This window comes from Mesorhizobium sp. PUT5 (genome assembly GCF_052216645.1).
In the GTDB taxonomy this organism is placed as follows: Bacteria; Pseudomonadota; Alphaproteobacteria; order Rhizobiales; family Rhizobiaceae; genus Mesorhizobium.
Window position 1 is genome coordinate 1,240,449 of record NZ_JBQOSO010000003.1, and the last position, 14,119, is coordinate 1,254,567.

14 protein-coding genes are annotated in these 14,119 nt (G+C 64.5%); 4 read left to right on the top strand and 10 right to left on the bottom strand.

The annotated features are described in order from the left end of the window. Positions 1 to 59 precede the first annotated feature (59 nt). Positions 60 to 1,052 (top strand): asparaginase, encoded by a 993-nt coding sequence (locus ACTDI4_RS07470; RefSeq protein ID WP_442840549.1) that lies wholly within the window; start codon positions 60 to 62, stop codon positions 1,050 to 1,052. 304 nt (positions 1,053 to 1,356) lie between these two features. On the opposite strand, the gene ACTDI4_RS07475 is transcribed toward ACTDI4_RS07470, so the two are convergent. The 5 genes from ACTDI4_RS07475 to ACTDI4_RS07495 are packed head-to-tail and all read right to left on the bottom strand — an operon-like array spanning position 1,357 to position 5,727. Beyond that, the gene (locus tag ACTDI4_RS07475; RefSeq protein ID WP_442840550.1) at positions 1,357 to 2,202 is read right to left on the bottom strand and encodes a fumarylacetoacetate hydrolase family protein; all 846 of its coding nucleotides are present in this window, start codon (positions 2,200 to 2,202) and stop codon (positions 1,357 to 1,359) included. Positions 2,203 to 2,221: 19 nt separating this feature from the next. Continuing rightward, entirely contained in the window at positions 2,222 to 2,968 is a 747-nt protein-coding gene (locus ACTDI4_RS07480) for an SDR family NAD(P)-dependent oxidoreductase (RefSeq protein WP_442840551.1), read from the bottom strand. Positions 2,969 to 2,982: 14 nt separating this feature from the next. Continuing rightward, complete coding sequence (locus tag ACTDI4_RS07485) at positions 2,983 to 3,756, bottom strand: SDR family NAD(P)-dependent oxidoreductase (RefSeq protein WP_442840552.1); 774 nt, start codon at positions 3,754 to 3,756, stop codon at positions 2,983 to 2,985. Positions 3,757 to 3,775: 19 nt separating this feature from the next. Then, a complete protein-coding gene (locus ACTDI4_RS07490) occupies positions 3,776 to 4,570 on the bottom strand; it encodes a FadR/GntR family transcriptional regulator (protein WP_442840553.1) in 795 nt (264 codons plus the stop codon). A gap of 2 nt (positions 4,571 to 4,572) precedes the next feature. Then, on the bottom strand, positions 4,573 to 5,727 hold the full coding sequence (locus ACTDI4_RS07495; protein WP_442843289.1) for a mandelate racemase/muconate lactonizing enzyme family protein: 1,155 nt from the start codon (positions 5,725 to 5,727) through the stop codon (positions 4,573 to 4,575). On the opposite strand from ACTDI4_RS07495, the gene istA reads away from it, so the two are divergent. Further along, complete coding sequence (gene istA / locus ACTDI4_RS07500; protein ID WP_442839288.1) at positions 5,677 to 7,245, top strand: IS21 family transposase; 1,569 nt, start codon at positions 5,677 to 5,679, stop codon at positions 7,243 to 7,245. The two genes, ACTDI4_RS07495 and istA, sit on opposite strands and share 51 nt — an antisense overlap. Further along, positions 7,178 to 7,912, top strand: a complete 735-nt coding sequence (istB, locus tag ACTDI4_RS07505; protein ID WP_442839287.1) for an IS21-like element helper ATPase IstB — start codon at positions 7,178 to 7,180, stop codon at positions 7,910 to 7,912. The genes istA and istB overlap by 68 nt, the downstream gene beginning before the upstream one ends. Before the next feature lie 551 nt (positions 7,913 to 8,463). Here istB and ACTDI4_RS07510 read toward each other — a convergent pair. Genes ACTDI4_RS07510 through ACTDI4_RS07530 form a run of 5 tightly spaced genes read right to left on the bottom strand, consistent with a single transcriptional unit; the run spans position 8,464 to position 12,927 of the window. Further along, positions 8,464 to 9,288 carry an aldo/keto reductase gene (locus tag ACTDI4_RS07510; RefSeq protein WP_442840554.1) on the bottom strand — a complete coding sequence of 275 codons (825 nt, stop codon included), beginning with the start codon at positions 9,286 to 9,288 and terminating at the stop codon, positions 8,464 to 8,466. A gap of 13 nt (positions 9,289 to 9,301) precedes the next feature. Next, positions 9,302 to 10,504: a LacI family DNA-binding transcriptional regulator gene (locus ACTDI4_RS07515; protein WP_442840555.1), complete on the bottom strand. Its 1,203-nt coding sequence runs from the start codon at positions 10,502 to 10,504 to the stop codon at positions 9,302 to 9,304. A gap of 7 nt (positions 10,505 to 10,511) precedes the next feature. Then, positions 10,512 to 11,045: a MaoC family dehydratase gene (locus ACTDI4_RS07520; RefSeq protein WP_442840556.1), complete on the bottom strand. Its 534-nt coding sequence runs from the start codon at positions 11,043 to 11,045 to the stop codon at positions 10,512 to 10,514. Next, positions 11,042 to 11,812: a 3-ketoacyl-ACP reductase gene (locus ACTDI4_RS07525; RefSeq protein WP_442840557.1), complete on the bottom strand. Its 771-nt coding sequence runs from the start codon at positions 11,810 to 11,812 to the stop codon at positions 11,042 to 11,044. The genes ACTDI4_RS07520 and ACTDI4_RS07525 overlap by 4 nt, the downstream gene beginning before the upstream one ends. Before the next feature lie 8 nt (positions 11,813 to 11,820). Then, positions 11,821 to 12,927: an acyl-CoA dehydrogenase family protein gene (locus ACTDI4_RS07530; RefSeq protein WP_442843290.1), complete on the bottom strand. Its 1,107-nt coding sequence runs from the start codon at positions 12,925 to 12,927 to the stop codon at positions 11,821 to 11,823. A 207-nt stretch (positions 12,928 to 13,134) separates the two neighbouring features. Between ACTDI4_RS07530 and ACTDI4_RS07535 the strand changes: the two genes are divergently transcribed. Next, positions 13,135 to 14,109, top strand: a complete 975-nt coding sequence (locus ACTDI4_RS07535) for a TRAP transporter substrate-binding protein (protein ID WP_442840558.1) — start codon at positions 13,135 to 13,137, stop codon at positions 14,107 to 14,109. The last annotated feature ends 10 nt before the right edge of the window (positions 14,110 to 14,119 follow it).

Consider the following 14,119-nt stretch of genomic DNA (forward strand, 5'->3'; position numbering starts at 1 on the left):
CTTACCAAGCTGTCTCCAAACCGAGATATTTTCAGGACATGACAACCGGAGCCCAAAGAATGGCGCAGAAGAAGGTCGTCGTCATAGCGACGGGCGGAACCATCGCATCCCGTCACGTTTCCGACGATGGCTCCAGCATTGCCGACATGAGCGGAGAAGCCCTGCTGGAGACGTTGCACGGGCGCCCGAACGGCGTCGAGGTGATCGTCGATCAGTTCTGCAACGTCGGCTCCTACACGCTTGAGCTGCCGACCATCTTCGATCTTGCCAAGCGTATCGAAAGCTATGTGGGAAGAGACGATATCGATGGCGTCGTCGTCACGCACGGCACCGATACGCTGGAAGAGACCGCGTTCCTGGCCGATCTGGTGGTCGATACCCGAAAGCCGATGGTCTTCACCGGCGCACAGCGCAGCGCCGACATCCCCGACACGGACGGGCCGCGCAACCTGGCGGACGCGATAAGGCTGGCGGCATCCGAAAGGGCGGTCGGCCTGGGTGCAATCATCGTGTTCGAGCAGGATTTCCACGCGGCCCGTGACGTCACCAAGACGCATGCTTCGCGGGTGGATACTTTCGCCTCGGGCGAGCACGGAAAACTGGGGGAGGTGGATGAGGGCGACGTCATCGTCTTCCGCGCACCGACGCTGCGCAAGACCTACCGGCCGCAGAAGCTGGAAACGCGGGTCGATCTCATCAAGCTCGCGGTCGGCGTGGACGACAAGTTCGTGCGGTTTTCCGCGCAGAGCGGTGCGAAGGCAATCGTTCTGGAATGTTTCGGGCGAGGCAATGCCACGCTGCCGGTTGCAAAGGCCGTGGCCGACATTGTCGCGGCCGGCACACCTGTCATCGTCACCTCGCGCTGCACACAGGGCAGGGTGAAGCCGGTATACGGTAATGGCGGCGGGGCGGACTTGATGCATGCCGGCGCGATTTTCGCCGGCGACCTCACGGGCCCCAAGGCACGCATACTGGCGTGCGTCCTCCTTGGGGCCGGGTTGGCCGCAGCCGACATGGCGGCCGAATTCAGAGTGCTTGCCGGCGACGCATAAACGCATGTGCCTGAAACGATCACGCTTTTGTGGCTGACAGTGCGCGCCGGGTCATGACTGGGCGACTACCGACCAACGGCTTACGTGCTCGATGAGATCGTCCGGAACCGACGCGCAACACAAAGGCCGCAATGCGCCTGCTGACGGGCTGATTTGGACCACGTGTCATTATGCTCTTCAGGAGTCGGGTCATATCGATCGTATCGGTCGTATGATCGCAGCGATGGCGACCGCACCCTCGGGAGGAGGTCGCTTAGGGGCGCCATCAATGCATTGACCAACACGGATACTCTTACCGTGTTCCTCAGCCGTCCTGGGCGGTGACCTGTTTTTGTTCGCCGAGGCCCTCGATTCCCAGGCGCATGGTCTGCCCTGGACGCAGGTAGATGGCCGGCTTCTGGCCCATGCCGACCCCGGGAGGCGTGCCGGTGGAGATCACGTCGCCGGGCTGCAGGCTCATGAAACGGCTCAGATAGCTCACCACGTGAGCGACGCCGAAGATCATCGTCCTGGTCGAGCCGTCCTGATAGCGCTTGCCGTCCACGTCCAGCCACATGCCCAGATTCTGGGGATCGGCGACCTCGTCGGCGGTCACCAGCCAGGGGCCGATCGGGCCGAAGGTGTCTGCTCCCTTGCCCTTGTCCCATGTGCCGCCGCGCTCGATCTGGAACTCGCGTTCCGACACGTCGTTGACCACGCAATATCCGGCGACATGCGACAGCGCGTCGGCCTCTTCGATATATTTTCCACCCTTGCCTATGACCACGCCGAGCTCGACTTCCCAGTCGGTCTTGACGGAGTCGCGCGGGATAAGGACCGTGTCGTTTGGTCCGCAAATCGCGCTGGTCGCCTTCATGAAGACCACCGGCTCGCTCGGGATGGGCATGCCGGACTCGGCTGCGTGGTCGGCATAGTTGAGGCCGATGCAGATGAACTTGCCAACCTGGCCGACGCAGGGGCCGTAACGCACATCGCCTTCGACGCGAGGCAGTGCATCGATGTCGAGCGAGCGGATCTTGTCGAGGCCTTGGGGCGCGAGCGCCGCGCCTGCGATATCGTCGACGATACCGGACAGGTCGCGGATCTTGCCGTCCGCATCGAGAATGCCGGGCTTTTCCTGTCCCGGCTCGCCATATCGTACCAGTTTCATGCCGTCGTATCCTTGCTGATCAATAGGTTGCGCGCCCGCCGGAAAGGTCGAAGACCGCGCCGGTGGTGAAGCTGTTCTCCTCGCTCACGAGCCAGGCGATCATCGCCGAAGCTTCGTTCAATTCGAGGAAGCGGCCGCGCGGAATGCGCGAAAGCATGTAGTCGATGTGGCTCTGGGCCATCTGGTCGAAAATGCGCGTACGTGCGGCTGCCGGCGTGACGCAGTTGACCGCGACGTTCTTGCCTGCCGTCTCCTTGCCGAGGGATTTCGTCAGCGCGATCACGCCGGCCTTCGAGGCGGAGTAGGCTGCGGCGTTGGGGTTGCCTTCCTTGCCTGCGATGGAGGCGACATTGACGATTCGACCATAGCCGCTGGCAATCATGCCCGGCACAATCGCCTTGCAGCAGTGGAACACCCCGTTGAGGTTGATGTCGATTATGCGGCGCCATTCGTCGATCGGATAGTCGGCCACGGTGGCGTTTGCCCCGGCAATGCCGGCATTGGCTACCAGGATGTCGATACGGCCGTGGGCCGCCTCCGTTGCGCTTGCTGCCACCTCAACGAGGCCGAAATCGGTCTGGTCGACGACCTGGAAGGTGGTTCCCATGCCGAGTTCGGCCGCTGTGCGCTCGACCAGTTCGGCATCCTGGTCCCACAGGGCCACGCGTGCGCCCGATGCGATCAGCCGTTCGGCAACCGCCCGGCCGATGCCCTGCGCGCCGCCCGTTACGACAGCTGTTCGACCTTTGAGGTCAATCTGGTTCATCTCGATTTCCTTGTTCAGGCTGCAACAGGGGCAAGGCCGACGGCCAGGCGCAACCCAGCCTCTCGAATGTCGACTTCCTTGCCGGCGTATTCGCGGCCCGCCTGGCTGCAGAGATAGGCGATCACGCGTCCCGGATCCTTCGGATCGCTCAGGCTCTCGCGGGGAAGCTGGCTGACGGGGTTGATGCCGGAGGCGCGAATCTTGCCCTGCATATCGGTGTCGACGACGCCTGGCGAAAAACCAATCGAGACGATCCCGGCGCTGCCATATTCCAGATCGACCGATCGGGTGAACATGGCGAGCCCGGCCTTGGTGGAGCAATAGGCCGACCATCCCTCGAGCGGGCGGAACGCGGCTCCGCTCGACAGATTGATGATGGTGCCGCCACCGTCTTCCAGCATGACCGGGATGACTGCGCGCGCCGCAAGATAGGCTCCGACGAGGTTGATCTCGACGGCGCGCATCCACTGCACGGGATCCGTGTCGACGATGCGGCCGACCGGGTCGACAATGGCGGCGTTGTTGACGAGGGCGTCGATCTTGCCCAGATGCGACCGAACCCCGGCCACCATGGCGTCCACCGAGGCGGGCTCGGCTACATCGCAGGCCAGCGCCAGCGCCTCGCCCCCCGACGCCAGAATGTCATCGGCAAGCGCTTTGGCCGCGTGGAGCGAGCGGGCGGTCACGACCACGCGCGCGCCCTGGCGCGCCAGTTCCCGAGAGGTGGCTGCGCCGATCCCGCGCGCCGCACCCGTCACCACCACGACCTTGCCGGTCAGCTCTGGCATTTGAAACCTCCGTGAAGCGTCACTCATTGCCGCCCGACGCCAGGCGCATCATTGCCTCGCGCGTCGTGCGGTCGACATTGCGCATATGCTCTTCCATTGCCGCGCCGGTCATGTCCGGATCGTGTGCCGCCAGACCATCCACGATCGCGGCATGGTCGCGCACGCTCTGTGCAATGACGCCCGGCGTTTCCGACGCCACGCGGCGATATTCCATGCCGAGCGTGTAAAGCGAGTTGGCGATACGATCGAGGAACGGGTTTGCACACGCATCGAGAATGATCTGGTGGAATTCCAAATCCGAAACCCGAAAGCCGACCGCGTTACCGACCAGTCCTTTCTGCAACTTCACGATCTCGCGCAGCCGGGCAACAGCGTCGTCCGTGATCAGCATTGCGGCCATCCGGCCGATGCCGCCGTCGATCAGCATGCGAGCCTGGTAAAGGGTCTCGACATTGTTGGCGTTCAGCGGGACGAGGAACTGAAGCGGGGCCAGCATGTCGGTGAGATCGAGCGAGGAGACGTAGCTGGTGCCGCCGCGTGTCCAGCGTATCGCACCCAGGATCTGCAGGCCGCGCAAGGCCTCGCGGATCGTGGGTTGGCTGACGTCCATCATGGCGGAGAGTTCACGTTCCGAGGGGAGTTGCTCGCCCGGACGGAGGTTTCCCGACCGGATCAACTCGATGAGACGGCGCGCGACTTGTTCGGCGACGGACAGGCGCTCGTCCGGTTCCGGCTCGACTGAGGTAAAGGCGCTGGCTGCCTTTCCCGGCTTTCTCATTTTCGCTCCACAATAACGGCTGCTGGGCTGTCTCATCCCTAGCCGACCGAAAGCTCCCTGACGACCTTTTCATCTACCTCGACGCCAAGCCCGGGGCGTGCCGTCGGCCTGGCCAGGCCGCTCTGCATCGTGATCGGCTGGTCCACCAATTCCTGCTGGACGACAACCGGGTGCGGCTTGAACTCGAACAGCCGTGCAGCAGTGGAGGCGATTGACAGGTGCAGGCTTGCCGCGGTCGTGATGGCTGTCGACCAGGCATGAGCGTTGATCGTCTTGCCGTGTTCGCGCAGCAGAGCGTCGACATGGCGAAAACCAGTGACGCCCTCGGCACGCGCCGGGTCGACGCCAAAGACATCTACCGCACCCGTCCGGAGCAATGTGCGGTAGCCGGCGAGAGTGAATTCGCGCTCTCCACTGGCGATCGGGGTGGAGATAGCCGCTTTGAGCGCACGATAGTCGTCGTGGCGGGTCGGATAAAATGGCTCTTCGATCCAGCCGATCCCAAGCGCCTCAAGCCGCTTCGCGACCGAGATTCCGGTATCCAGGTCCCAGTCGATGCCGTTGCCGATATCGACAAGGATTTCGGCGTCCACACCTAGTGCGTCACGCAGCATGTCGACGAAGCGAACCACCTGGTCCGGGTCTTGCCCGATGGGCGAGGGACCCTTCTTGCCCAGCCCCAGCTTCACGCTGCGAAACCCCTTGGCGAAGTAGGATTGAACCTCCTCTACGCATGCCTCCAGCGACGCCTTGTTGACGTGGCACGACGCATTGGCGGGAAGGGAATCGTGTACGGCGCCACCGAAAAGCTCGAACAGCGGCTTGCCCGTTTCCTTGCCGTGGATATCCCAGAGCGACATGTCGACCGCGCTCAGCGCAATACTGGCAATGCCGCCTTCGCCATACCACCAGGAATGGGCGCGCATAAGTTGCCATGCGCGAGCCACGTCGATGTCGCCCGCGTCGCGGAGCAGGGGCAGGAAACCTTCCTCGACGATCGTTCTGGTGGCCTTGCAGGCTTCCGGCTGTGATTTTTCGTGGAATGAGGACCCTGTTTGAGGGGTAATTTTCGTCCAAACGGGACCCCTTAACGTGGGGTCATCAAAGTGCCTCCGGTTTGATCGGAGGCATTTGTGTTTTGGATGTTGGTTGTGGAGACGATTGCAAAGATACGCCGGCTGTCGCTGGTGCAGGGGAAGTCGATCAAGGCGATCTGCCGGGAGCTGAAGATCTCGCGGAAAGTGGTCCGCAAGGTGCTGCGCTCGGACGAGACGGAGTTCCGGTACGAGCGCAAGCATCAGTCCTATCCTCGCATGGGGGCCTGGCGCGAGAAGCTGGACGGGCTCCTGTCGGCGAATGCAGCGAAGCCGCAGCGGGAACGGCTGACGCTGATCCGGATCTTCGAGGAGCTTCGCGGCCTCGGCTATGACGGCAGCTACAGCTCAGTGTGGCGGCATGCGCAGGATTGGGAAGAGCAACGCGGCAGCGCCGCGGCCGAGGCCTATATCCCGCTGAGCTTTGCGCCCGGCGAAGCCTATCAGTTCGACTGGAGTCACGAGGTCGTCCTGCTGGACGGCGTGACGGTTACGGTGAAGGTGGCGCACATGCGGCTCTGTCATAGCCGCATGTTCTTTGTTCGGGCGTATCCGCGCGAGACGCAGGAGATGGTGTTCGACGCCCATGATCGGGCCTTCGCCTTCTTCCGCGGAACCTGCACGCGCGGCATCTACGACAACATGAAGACGGCGGTGGACGCGATCTTCATCGGCAAGGATCGCCGCTACAACCGCCGCTTCGCGCAGATGTGCGGACATTACCTTGTCGAACCGGAAGCTTGCACGCCGGCGTCGGGTTGGGAGAAGGGCCAGGTCGAGAACCAGGTCGGGCTGGTGCGCGAGCGCTTCTTCACGCCGCGGCTGCGCTTCAAGACGCTGGAGGACCTGAACGGCTGGCTGGCCGACAAATGCGTCTCCTACGCCAAGGCGCACCGGCACCCCGAACAGGACGGCCGCACGATCTGGGAGGTGTTCGAGGAGGAGCGCGGCAGCTTCATCCCCTATGCCGGGCGCTTCGACGGCTTCCACTGCATTCCCGCCTCGGTGTCGAAGACCTGCACGGTGCGCTTCGACAACAACAAATACTCGGTGCTGTCGAGCGCCGTCGGCCGGCCGGTCGAGATCCATGCCTATGCCGATCGGATCGTCATCCGCCAGGACGGCGTGGTCGTGGGCGAACATGCCCGCTGCTTCGGCCGCAACGAGGTGATCTACGACCCTTGGCATTACGTCCCGGTGCTGGCCCGCAAGCCCGGTGGACTGCGCAACGGCGCACCGTTCAAGAATTGGGTTCTGCCGTCGGCCATGGAGAAGGTGCGCCGCAAGCTCAAGGCCGCCGATGACGGCGACCGGCAGATGGTGTCGATCCTCACCTGTGTGCTGAGCGACGGATTGAACGCGGTCGAGGCGGCCTGTCAGGAGGCGCTCGATCACGGCGTCTCGTCGGCGGCGGTGATCCTCAACATCCTGGCCCGCCGCCGCGACCCGGCGCCGGGCACGATCCTTTCCATTCCCCAGGCGCTGAAGCTGGCTCACGAGCCGATCGCCGACTGCGCCCGCTATGACCGTCTAAGGAGAGCAGATAATCATGGAACGCACCGAGGTTCTGGAACTGATGGGCACGCTGAAGCTCTACGGGATGCGATCAGCCTATGACGAGATCATGGGCGTCGCCATCAAGCGGCAGCACGAACCTCCGAAGATCGTCGGCGATCTGCTGCAGGCCGAGATATCGGAGAAGCAGGCCCGCTCCATCAAATACCAGCTCACCGTCGCCAAGCTGCCATTGGCCAAGGACGTCGATGACTTCGACTTCACCGGCACGCCCGTCAACGAGAGCCTGATCCGCGATCTTGCCGGCGGAGCCTTTGTCGCCGATCAGCGTAACGTCGTCCTGGTCGGCGGCACCGGCACGGGCAAATCCCATCTAGCCATCGCCATTGCCCGGGCGCTTATCCGCAACGGCGCGCGCGGCCGCTTCTTCAATGTCGTCGACCTGGTCAACAGGCTGGAGACCGAGACCCGTGCCGGCCGCCAGGGGCGCATTGCCGATCACCTGACCCGGCTCGACTTCGTCGTGCTCGATGAACTGGGCTATCTGCCCTTCGCCCAGGCCGGCGGGCAGTTGCTCTTCCATCTCGTCTCGAAACTCTACGAGCGCACCAGCGTCATCATCACCACCAATCTGGCGTTCGGCGAATGGCCCACCGTCTTCGGCGACGCCAAGATGACCACTGCGCTGCTCGATCGCCTGACGCATCACTGCGAGATCGTCGAGACCGGAAACGAATCCTGGCGCTTCAAGAGCCGCTCTCAAAGCTAAAGCCAAAAACCAACGAACCGCACCCGATCAGGCTGTGCAACCCCGACCAGCTTCGCCTGATCGGGCGCTAACCGCCGTGCCCTTCATCAACCCCAAAACCGGGGTCCCTTTTGCACGAAAATACAGGGTCCCGATTCCACGGTCATTGACAGACAAGTCTGTCTAAATATCTGATTTCATTTCTTAACCCCATCTGTTCATGTGGACGCCGGAGGATTATGGGGGACATATCCGGCTGTTTCATCGGCCGCTGTTCGCAACTGAAATACATTTGCTTCGCAAGCTACGTGATATACGCATGACGTACTGTTCAGGCCGTCTCGACGGAGTGCCGAAATGCGGCGGGAAATTGCTCCGTCCTGTCCAGGGTGCAGCAAAGGCAGGACATGGTTCGCATCCCGTACCGGCCCGATACTCTGCAATGTGTTTGCGAATTAAGGTTTTGTCAGCCGAGCATGAGGCGTGCGGTTGCGGTGCCGATCAGGCGAAGCTGCGCTCTACGATCCAGATCAAGCTGGTGATCTTTGAAGGCACGCCGGTGCCGTCCATCGTCAGGGAAGGTCCCATTCCGGCGAGAAGCCGTAGTCGCAGATGCGCCGGTGGGCGCTCCGCAGGGCGCCGATCTCGTCCATTTCCGCCTCGGAAAGGGAGAAGTCGAAGATCGCGGCGTTCTCGGCCAGGCGTTCCTTGCGCGTGGTGCGCGGAATGGCGCCGACGCCCCGCTGCTGGACATGCCAGCGCAGCACGATCTGCGCCGGCGTGCGCCCGTGGCTGGCCGCCGCGCGGGTGACGGCCGGTTCCTCGAACAGCGGCCCGCCGCGATAGAGCGGGCAATAGGAAATCATGGCCATGCCGGCCGCCCGGCAGGCGTCGTACACCTTCTTCTGGTCGAGATAGGGATGATATTCGACCTGATTGCAGATGAGCGGAACGTCCGACAGGCCCATGGCCTCGGCCATCAGCGAGGTGGTGAAATTCGCCAGGCCGATGTGGCGCGTGAGGCCCTGCCGCTGCACCCTGTTCAGCGCCGCGACCGTGTCCTTCAGCGCGATCTTCGGATTGGGCCAGTGGATGAGCAGCAGGTCGACATGGTCCAGCCCAAGCCGCCGCAGGCTCGCCTCGGCCGAGCGTTCGAAATCGGCCGGCGCCAGGTCGGTCCACCACACCTTGGTGGTGACGAAGACGTCGCCGCGCGGGACGGGCGAGGCGCGCAGCCCCGCCCCGACCGCTTCTTCGTTGTCGTAGCTCGCCGCCGTGTCGATAGCGCGGTAGCCGGCGGCCAGCGCCTGCCCGACGAGTTCGCTGCAGTCGTCGCCCTTCAGCGTCCAGGTGCCGAAGCCCGTTGCCGGAATGACCGAACCTTCGATCAAATGCATATGCTCCTCCAATCTATCGGCCGCTTCCCGGCCGCATGGTTTTGCGATCGTAACTAACGGGCGCTGCCTCCGGCTTCAGGTCCTCTGACGGCGTGCCCTGCGCCTGCGCCCATGCCAGCGCCGCTTCCCGTATGGCGGGAAGGCGGGCGGCCGGCGGCGGCTCCAGCGTGGTCTGGCGCACCTTGAAGTCGAGCGGGATGGTGACGCGCTCGACCGCCGCGCCGCGATCGGCGATCCGGCGCAGCAGAAGCCGCACCGCCTCGCGCCCGATATCCTCGCAGGAAATGCGTTGCGTGGTGAGCGCCGGACGCCAGAGCTGCGCCTCGGCGACGTCGTCATAGCCGGTGATGGACACGTCCCGGCCGATCTTCAGCCCCAGGTTCTGGACGGCGAGCATGGCGCCGAAAGCGGTCACGTCATTGAAGCAGGCCGCCGCGGTGGGCGGGTCGGCGAGCTGCAACAGGCTGATCAGGGCGTTGTGCGCGTCCACGCGCGTCGGCGGGCAGGGCACGACGAGCTGCGGATCGGGCGTGATGCCGGCCTCGCGAAGGCCGGCCAGATAGCCTTGCAGGCGCTCGTGGCCGGTCGAGATCTGGTCGTTGGCGCCGATGAAGGCGATGCGGCGATGGCCGAGGGACAGCAGGTAGCGCGTGTGCTGGAGCATGCCGCCATGGTTGTCGCCGACGACACAGTCCACCTCCACGCCGGCCAGGTTGCGCGAAAACAGCACGCAGGGCAGCCGCCACTGCCGCAGCCGCGCGATCAGCTCGGGATCGCTCCCCTGGGCCGGCGACATGATGATGCCGTCGACATTGTACTCGCGCACCGTGTCGACGAAGCTGCGCTGCAATTCGGGCGAATCGCGCGTGTCGCCGAGAAAGGCGACGAGCTGGTGGCTGATCAGCTCGCGCTGGATCGCGGCGACGATCTCGGCGAAATAGGGGTTGGTGATGTCGTGCACCACCAGCCCCACGATATGGGTGCTGTCGGTGCGCAGGCTGGCGGCGCCGCGGTTGTAGACGTAGCCCAGCGCCTCGGCATGCTGGAGCACATGCTGGCGGGTCCGTTCCGGTATCGTGGGACTGTTGCGCAGCACCAGCGAAACCGTGGCGCGCGACACGCCGGCGGCCTGGGCAATGTCGCTCAGCGTGATGCGGCCGGCCGGGCGTTCCGCCGAAACGCCCGGATCGGCTTGCGGTTTTCCGCGGTTGTCCATGCCGTTTTCATCCTCCCCGCACATCGTGCCCGGCCGCGGGCGCATTCCCGGACGATGGCTGGCGCGCGCACAGCAGGAAAGTTTCGCCTTCCTGCACGACGATGTCATCCTGGTTGCTTACCACGAAACCCAGGGTAAGAACCCCGCGTTCGGGGTTGCGGTGCGGCTTCCTGGCCGTGACGGTGATGCGGGCGCGGATGCTGTCGCCGATGAGGATCGGCCGGCGAAAGCGCCAGTTCCAGCCGAGCGAGGCGATGCCGGCGATGCGCACGGGGGCCCGGTTCTTGAGGCCATCCGCCATGGCCAGGCCGAGCAGCCCATGCGCCAGGCGCCCGGGAAAGCCGTGGGCCTGCGCGAAGGCGTCGTCCATATGGATGTCGAACAGGTCGCCCGACAGGCCGGCGAAGCCGACCACATGGCTTTCGGTGACCATGATGCGGGAAGTGCCGAAATGGTCGCCGACCTCCAGCTCTTCGAAGCCGTAGAGGCCAGGCGCCAGGGCCCGGCCCGCCGCCGACGTGTCGCTGGCCGGCGCCGTCACAGGCTGCTCACATGCAGGCCACCGTCGACATGCAGGACTTCCCCGGTAGAGAAGGCCAGCCCGCCATCGGCCAGCATGGCGGCGGCCTGGCCGATGTCCTGCGGCTTTCCCCAGCGGTTGATCGGGGTGAACCCCTGTTCATAGCGGGCCTGGTAGCTTTCGCGCGCCACCGCCGTCATGGCGGTCTCGATGACGCCGGGGCGGATTTCATAGGCGTTGATGCCGTGCTCGGCCAGTCGCAGCGCGAACAGGCTGACCATCATCGAAAGCCCGGTCTTGGAGATGCAATATTCCGCGCGGTTGACGGAGGCCATCGACGCATTGGCCGACGAGACCGTGACGATGGACCGGAATGCGCCGCTTTCGACCGCGACCATGCGCCGTGCCACCGCCTGGGTGAGGAAGAACGGCCCCCGCAGGTTCACCGCGACCAGCCGGTCGAAGCTTTCCGGCACGGCCTCCAGCAGGTCGCCGCGCCGCGCGACGGATATCCCGGCATTGTTGACCAGGCACTCCAGCCCGCCGAAGGCGCTCCATGCCGACTCTACCAGCCTGTCGTGGCCGGCCACATCGGCGATGTCGCCGGGCAGGGGCAGCGCCCGGCCGCCCCGCTCCTCGATGAGGGCGACCGTGCGGGCGAGGTCCTCGTTGTCGTTGAGGTCGTTGACGACGACGGCAAAGCCCTTGTCCGCCAGCGCAAGGGCGATGTCCCGACCGATGCCGCGGCCGGCTCCCGTCACCAGCGCCCGCTTGTGGAAATCGCTCATGGCTGGCCTCACTGCATGATGTTGCGCGCGATGATCATGCGCTGAATCTGGTTGGTGCCTTCGTAGATCTGCGTGATCTTGGCGTCGCGGAAAAGGCGTTCCACCTCGATGCCGCGGATGAAGCCGATGCCGCCATGGATCTGCACCGCATTCGCCACATGCTCGACGGCGGCGTCTGCGGCGAAGCACTTGGCCATGGAGCAGTGCATGGTGGCACGCTGGCCGGCATCGAGGCGGGCGGCGGCGTCGCGCACCATGAGGCGGCCGGCATGGAGCGACTTGGCCATGTCCGCGATCATCCATTGCACGGCCTGGAACTCGCCGATCGGCTTGCCGAACTGCTGGCGTGTCCTGGCGTAGTCCACGGACGCTTCCAACGCCGCCTGCAGCAGCCCCACCGCCAGACTGGCGATGCCGATGCGCCCCTTGTCGAGAACGCTCATCATCATATGGAAGCCCTTGCCCTCTTCACCGAGCAGGGCATCGGCCGGCAGTTCGATGCCGTCGAAGGTCAGCGCGCCGACCTGCGAGGCCCGCTGGCCCATCTTGTGCTCCTTCGGGCCGATCACATAGCCGGGGCGGTCGGCGTCGACGATGAAGATGCTCATGCCGCGCTTGCCGGCGGCGGGGTCGGTGCGGGCGAGCACCATGGCGAAATCGGCGACGGGGGCGTTGTGGATCCAGATCTTGCCGCCGTCCAGGCGCCAGCCATTGGCTGTGCGCACGGCGCGGGTCTGGATGCCGGCGACGTCGGAGCCGGCTTCGGGCTCGGTAATGGCGTAGGCGCATTTGCGTTCGAAGCGAACCAGCGGTTCGAGATAGCGCTTGCGCTGCTCGGGCGTGCCGTGGGCGGCGAGCAGCGAGGACACCAGCTCGACCAGGCCGCACTGGTCGGCCACAGAAGCGTAGCCGCGCGCCAGCTCCTCCATGACGATGGCGTAGGAAACCGCATCCGCGCCGACGCCGCCCATTTCGGCCGGCACCGTGATCCCGAACAGTCCGAGCTGGGCCATGGTCCTGTAGAGGTCCTCGGGGTAGGCTTCGGTCTCGTCCAGCACCTGGGCGCGGTCGCGCACTTCCGCTTCCACGAACTCGCGCACCGTCGTGGCGAACATGCGATGCCGCTCGAGGGCCTCCTCGTCGTGGCATGCTGCAAACTGATCCATTCCCGTTTTCCTTCCCTTGGCCATGGCCGCCGCGCGGCGGCGCCCGGCGCGCCAAAAAGCGATAGACAACCGATAAATTCTCTACTACATCGATCTAGTAGATCGTTCTAGTAGCAATTTGCGAAACTCGCAAACTAAGGGATCCGGGAGGACCACATGAAATTCCGCAGCATCGCCGGGGCGCTTTCGGCGGCTCTTCTTCTTGCCGGCACGTACGCTGTGTCGGCGCTTGAGCTGACCGCGGCCCACGTCAATCCGCTGGGCGAGCCGTCCAACACCGCCTTTGCGGAGCTGGCCGAGAGGCTGAAGTCCTCGAAGACCGGGCTCTCGATGACGGTGTTCCCGCAGGGGCAGGTCGGCGACGAGAAAGACGCCATCGAGCAGGTGCGCCTGGGCGCCGTCACCATGACGACCGTGGCGACCTCGAACCTGTCCGCCTTCGCGCCCAGTGCCGGCGTGTTCGACCTGCCGTTCCTGTTCGAGAACGGCGACGTCCAGCCGTGGATCGTTTCCGACGGCCCGATCGGCAAGGAAATCTCCGCCAGGATCGAGCAGGAGTCGGGGCTCAAGGTGCTGGGCTGGTGGTCCGGCGGCCAGCGCCACGTCTTCACCCGGTCGGTGGACGTCAAGACGCCGGCCGACCTCGATGGCGCCAAGACCCGCGTGATCGGCAGCCCGGTCTATCTCGACACGTTCAACGCGCTTGGCGCCAAGGCCACCCCGATGCCCTATGGCGAAGTCTATACGGCTCTGGCCACCGGCACCATCGACGCGGCCGAGAACGACAGTTCCGGCTATCGCAACATGCGCTTCTACGAGCAGGCGCCGCATCTGTCGCTGACCGGACACTTCTTCCTCTACAAGGTGGTGGTTGCCAACGCCGACGCCCTGGCGCAGCTCAGCGACGAGCAAAGGGCGGAATTCGACGAGATATTTGCCGAGGTGACCAAGCATCAGCGTGACTTGTTCGCGACCAACCTGGCCGGAGACCTCGAGTATCTGAAGACGCAGGGTGCCACGATCACCGAGCCGGACAAGGCGCTGTTCATCAAGGCCACCAAGCCGGTGATCGAAAAATACGCGAAGGTCTACGGCGAGGATCTCATCAAGAGCATCCAGTCGGCGCGCTGAGCCGCGGCCT

Coding starts and splice junctions, on each gene's coding strand:
- ACTDI4_RS07515 (WP_442840555.1), bottom strand. CDS start 10,504: ATGGACAACCGCGGAAAACCGCAAGCCGATCCGGGCGTTTCGGCGGAA.
- ACTDI4_RS07470 (WP_442840549.1), top strand. CDS start 60: ATGGCGCAGAAGAAGGTCGTCGTCATAGCGACGGGCGGAACCATCGCA.
- istB (WP_442839287.1), top strand. CDS start 7,178: ATGGAACGCACCGAGGTTCTGGAACTGATGGGCACGCTGAAGCTCTAC.
- ACTDI4_RS07530 (WP_442843290.1), bottom strand. CDS start 12,927: ATGTTCGCCACGACGGTGCGCGAGTTCGTGGAAGCGGAAGTGCGCGAC.
- ACTDI4_RS07525 (WP_442840557.1), bottom strand. CDS start 11,812: ATGAGCGATTTCCACAAGCGGGCGCTGGTGACGGGAGCCGGCCGCGGC.
- ACTDI4_RS07485 (WP_442840552.1), bottom strand. CDS start 3,756: ATGCCAGAGCTGACCGGCAAGGTCGTGGTGGTGACGGGTGCGGCGCGC.
- ACTDI4_RS07510 (WP_442840554.1), bottom strand. CDS start 9,288: ATGCATTTGATCGAAGGTTCGGTCATTCCGGCAACGGGCTTCGGCACC.
- ACTDI4_RS07480 (WP_442840551.1), bottom strand. CDS start 2,968: ATGAACCAGATTGACCTCAAAGGTCGAACAGCTGTCGTAACGGGCGGC.
- istA (WP_442839288.1), top strand. CDS start 5,677: ATGTTGGTTGTGGAGACGATTGCAAAGATACGCCGGCTGTCGCTGGTG.
- ACTDI4_RS07475 (WP_442840550.1), bottom strand. CDS start 2,202: ATGAAACTGGTACGATATGGCGAGCCGGGACAGGAAAAGCCCGGCATT.
- ACTDI4_RS07535 (WP_442840558.1), top strand. CDS start 13,135: ATGAAATTCCGCAGCATCGCCGGGGCGCTTTCGGCGGCTCTTCTTCTT.
- ACTDI4_RS07490 (WP_442840553.1), bottom strand. CDS start 4,570: ATGAGACAGCCCAGCAGCCGTTATTGTGGAGCGAAAATGAGAAAGCCG.